Consider the following 4,592-nt stretch of genomic DNA (forward strand, 5'->3'; position numbering starts at 1 on the left):
TTGATGGCGATTTGGTTTTCCAGCGACAGGCGCCGCTCGATGAACTGGCGGCGCTGCGCGTCCATCAACTGCTTAACCTGGGGGTCGCTGGCCCGGCTGGTGAGTTCGACGGGAAAGGCGATCTCCTTCGCCCGGTCGCGCTCGGCGGCAAGGCGCGCATCAAGCGCCATCGTCGCATCCAATTGCCCCTGAACGACTGAGAGATTGGCCTGGGCCCGTGTCGGGTCTAGGCGCAGCAGCGGCTGACCTTCGGTCACAACGCTCCCATCGTTCACAAGGATTTCGCGAACGATGCCGCCTTCGAGGTGCTGCACGGACTTGCGTTTGCTCTCGACCACCAACGTGCCATGGGCCACGACGGCAGCATCGAGCGGCGCCAGGGCCGACCAGGTGCCAAACACGGCAAAGCACAGAAAAATCCCAAGCAAACCAACCCGCATCGGCGTGCGGTAGTTGAGCGCAACCGACGTGTCGCTTGCGCTGTGAAACTCAACGCCTTGAAGGGTTACGACTGGATTCTGATCCGTCGGCACCGGCTCACCCGACGCGGGGCGGGGTGCTAGCGTCCCATTGCTCATGTCGATTTCCTTTCTTGACCTTCAGTCCCAACCTGCGTTCCCAAGGAGGGGTCGGACGGGGGCGGCGGCGTTGGGGACGGGCCGCCCGGCGGCGTTCCCGGCGCAACCGTGCCCGGTTGGACGGGGGGCTGAAGCGGCGTCACGGTTCCCGTCGGCGGCGTCGGCGGTCGGGGGGCTGGTTGCTGTTGTTGTTGCATCGGCACGGGCCGCGTCAACTGGCTGATAATCTGATCGCGGGGGCCGAATTGCGCTACCTGACCATCGGTCAGCAGCATGATCTTATCGACGCCGGTGAGGATATTCATCCGATGGCTGATCACCACCACCGTCGTCTTTTCCTGGCGCATTTGGTGGATGGCGCGCATCAGCGCTTCTTCCCCAACGCTATCCAAGTTCGAGTTCGGCTCGTCGAGCAGCACGAAGGCCGGACGCCCGTAAAGCGCGCGCGCAAGGCCAATCCGCTGCCGCTGCCCGCCCGACAGCACGTGGCCACCGTCGCCAATCACCGTATCGTAGCCCGCCGGGAAGCCCAGAACCATGTCATGGACCCCCGCCTTTTGGGCAGCTTCGATGACGGCGAGCGAGTCAACCGGACCAAAGCGGGCGATATTCTCGGCAATCGTTCCGTCGAAAAGCGCCACATCTTGCGGCAGATAGCCTAAGTGCGGGCCGACCTCTTCGCGCGACCATTGGTGAATATCGACGCCATCCAGTCGCACGGCCCCGCCCATGATCGGCCAAATGCCAATCAAAGCGCGCGCCAGGGTCGATTTCCCAGCCGCGCTCGGCCCAATCACGCCCAGAACCTCGCCGGGCTCCAGCGCAAAGGTCACGCCTTTGAGAATCGCAACCTGCGTTCCCGGCTGCATCGCAATCACCCGCTCGGCGACCAACCGGCCTTCCGGGCGCGGCAAGGCCATATTGGTGTGATCTTGCGGAACCGCGCTGAGCGCATCATTCAAGCGGCCATACGCGGCCCGCGCATTAATAAGAAACTTCCACTGCCCGATGACCATTTCCACCGGCTGCAGCGCGCGGCCCAGAATGATCGAACAGGCGATGATCATACCGGCGGTAATCAGATTTTCGATGGCGAGATAAGCCCCGAGGCCTAGCACCATCACCTGCACGAAAATGCGGGTGAATTTGCTAAGGCCAACGATCAACCCGGCCCGGTCGCTCGCCAGCGCCTGAAGCTCCAACATCCGCCCGTGCTTGCGCGACCACCGCGCCGCAATACCGGGCATCATGCCCATCGCCTGCAAAGCTTCGGCACTGCGCATGCTGTTCTGCGCATATTGCGAGGCCGCCCCCGACATTTTCCCAGCATCTTGCAAGGTTTCGCGCGTCGAAATCTCGTTAAGAACCGCGAGAATTACCAAAATGATCATCGCGACGAGGCTGAGCACGCCAAGCCAAGGATGAATTGCAAAGGCGATAACGAGAAAGATCGGCGTCCAAGGCGCATCGCAGAACGAGATGAACCCCGCCCCGGTCAAAAACTCGCGAACGGTATTGAGGTCCGACAAAGCCTGCGGCCCAACGCCCGCCTTGCGGTTCGCCGGATCGAACACCGCGCGGAACACGCGCAAGCTAAGCTGCCGATCTAAATGCGCACCGACGCGCACCAGCACCCGCGAGCGGACAAGCTCCAGCAGGGCCATCAGCAGCAGCATCCCCCCCGCGATCACGGTGAGCAGCACGAGCGTTTGCTCGCTCCGGCTCACCAGAACGCGGTCGTAGACCTGCAACATATAAAGCGGTTGCACGAACATCAGCAAATTGATGAAAAAGCTGAAAACTGCCGTTGCATAAAATGCCCCCCGGCAGGAGCGCAAGGCTTGCTTCAGAACACTGAGCTTCGCAGATCCGTTATTTACCCGAGTCACCGAGGTGCACTCCTTCTCGCCTTTCTTGAACGGCCGGCGACCCTTCGCCGAGCGATCCCCAGTAGGATCAGCCCCCACAGACCGTTAACAAGTTACTGTATGCTGTGCAGCGCGTAAGCCTTAATCGACAAAATCTATCCGGTCAACCTGACATGCCATCCAGCCACGTACAAGCATAACCGTCACAGTCCGCTGTCGAAGACAGCAGGGCAACAGATGGGAAAATAGAGCTATTTTACAAGTGTCTTGCGACGACGATGGGCTTTTCAGAAACAGGGCGTTACTGGAATGCTACACCTGTTAACGCCGCCCCCGTTCAGAGAGGGAGCGTACGAGCGATACCTGTGCAGGCAGGCAAACCGTTGCTAAATCATACTTCTCAACAACCCGTCGGCGCGCGGCCTGGCGCATCGCCCGATAGGCTTCAGGACGATTGAGACCATCCAAAACCGCCGCCGCAAGAGCTGCCGGATCGAAAAAATCGACCAAGACCCCCTCTTTGCCGTCATCAATGACCTCCATCACCGGCGCGGTGCGCGATCCGATGATGAGGCATTCACAGGCCATCGCTTCGAGCAGCGACCAGGAGAGGACGAACGGATAGGTTAAATAGACGTGGGCTGCCGACATCTGCAAAAGCCCAATGAAGCTAGGGTAGGGGACATTCCCTAAAAAATGCACCCGCCGCTTATCGATCCGATCGGAAACCTCGTCAAAGAACCGCTGCTTCCACGACGGGCCGCCCTTAGGCGGGGCGGCACCGTAGCTCACGCCCTCGCCACCAACGATCATGATATGCGCGGTCGGGTGGCGGGCCAGAATCTCGGGCAAGGCCCGCATGAAAATATGATAACCGCGATAAGGCTCTAAATTGCGGTTCACGAAGGTCACTATCGGATCGCCGGACTTGAGCGTAACCCCTGCTTCTTTCAAGGTTATGCTGAGCCCGCTTCGCGGGGCAATTGCCTGGGTATCCACACCGTCATGGATAACCGAAACACGATCCCATTCCCAATGCGGATAGGTTTCCTTTTGCCACTGGGTTGGCGATAGCCCCCAGTCCATCTGATGAAGCGCCCACAGCGGAGCGGGCTGTTTGCTAGCAACCCGTAGCTGATTATCGAAATCGGTGCTCGCGAACTCCGGATCGAAATCAGTATCCACGCCCCGGCTATGGTAAAAAAACTCAAGGAAGTGAAGTTGCCGCGCCGCAGGCCAGACCTCGCCCAAAAACAGGCTCTCCCCCCAACCGGGATGGGCAATGATCACATCGGGGGTAAAGCCCTGGGCCCGCATCTCCAACGCCGTTTTTACGGCTGAGCTCGCCCGAATGAGCTTTGCTTCCGTATCAAGCAGCAGCGGCGAGATATTCGGCGTCGTCCCCTGTGTCGATACATGGCTGAAAGCCTGAATGCCCGGAAAACTCTTGCCCGCCTGCATAGACAAGGCAGCAACCGTGACATCGCTCATCGATGCAAAAGCCGGAGCGAGCGATTTAAACTGGCCCGGGAAATTTTGATGAACAAACAGAAGTTTCATAGCAAAGGCTGAATCGGCTCACCAAATTGGGATGATCCTCCACCCCCGACATTAACCGAAGCAACCCCCATGACCATCTCAGAGGCCTGGAAGACCCCGATGAGGGTAACGCGCGTTATTTCATTGAATTTAATGATAATATCGCCGGTGTAACTAAATAATACTTCAGGCGCTTTCGTCATCATGTCCAAATCTTCTAAGACAAGCTGATCAACACCAAAAGTAAAATTCTTAATTTGAAGATCACCCTCGCCAACCATCACGCTCTCATGCGCGTCGGTGAGTGTGAGAATCTTCCCGTCCTCTGCTGAAACGAGAAGAGTGATTGCGTCCGCGCCCGTATCGCCCTTAGCACCCAAATCCTGAAGCGTGCCCTGCCAAGCGATGAGATCGAGCAGGCGAATATCCACAATGCTCTGATGGAACTGCAACGTTCCGCCATCGAGAACAAGATCAAAGCTTGCCGGCCCCGTCGCCGCAGAGGATAAGGTCGAAACGGTAGCCTTACCGACAATCGTCGTTATCGCCCCGGTTGTCGACGCCACCCCGCCTAGGGGAGCGATTTCCGGCACCATATATTGGTCTT

At 58.7% G+C, this 4,592-nt stretch carries 4 protein-coding genes; all 4 read right to left on the reverse strand.

The genetic code is table 11. The features are described 5' to 3' along the window. On the reverse strand, positions 1 to 578 hold a 578-nt coding region (locus ACIQ36_RS18465), incomplete at its 3' end, for a biotin/lipoyl-binding protein (RefSeq protein ID WP_395832062.1). Further along, complete coding sequence (locus tag ACIQ36_RS18470) at positions 575 to 2,467, reverse strand: type I secretion system permease/ATPase (RefSeq protein ID WP_395832064.1); 1,893 nt, start codon at positions 2,465 to 2,467, stop codon at positions 575 to 577. The genes ACIQ36_RS18465 and ACIQ36_RS18470, both read right to left, overlap by 4 nt. Positions 2,468 to 2,767: 300 nt before the next feature. Continuing rightward, positions 2,768 to 4,006 carry a glycosyltransferase gene (locus tag ACIQ36_RS18475; RefSeq protein ID WP_395832066.1) on the reverse strand — a complete coding sequence of 413 codons (1,239 nt, stop codon included), beginning with the start codon at positions 4,004 to 4,006 and terminating at the stop codon, positions 2,768 to 2,770. Next, a partial coding sequence (locus tag ACIQ36_RS18480; protein WP_395832068.1) for a hypothetical protein occupies positions 4,003 to 4,592 on the reverse strand: 590 nt, incomplete at its 5' end. The genes ACIQ36_RS18475 and ACIQ36_RS18480, both read right to left, overlap by 4 nt.

Source organism: Elstera sp. (genome assembly GCF_044372965.1).
In the GTDB taxonomy this organism is placed as follows: domain Bacteria; phylum Pseudomonadota; class Alphaproteobacteria; order Elsterales; family Elsteraceae; genus Elstera.

Bases quoted from the DNA above. Each gene is read 5' to 3' on its own strand.
- ACIQ36_RS18475 (WP_395832066.1), bottom strand. From the start codon at position 4,006: ATGAAACTTCTGTTTGTTCATCAAAATTTCCCGGGCCAGTTTAAATCG.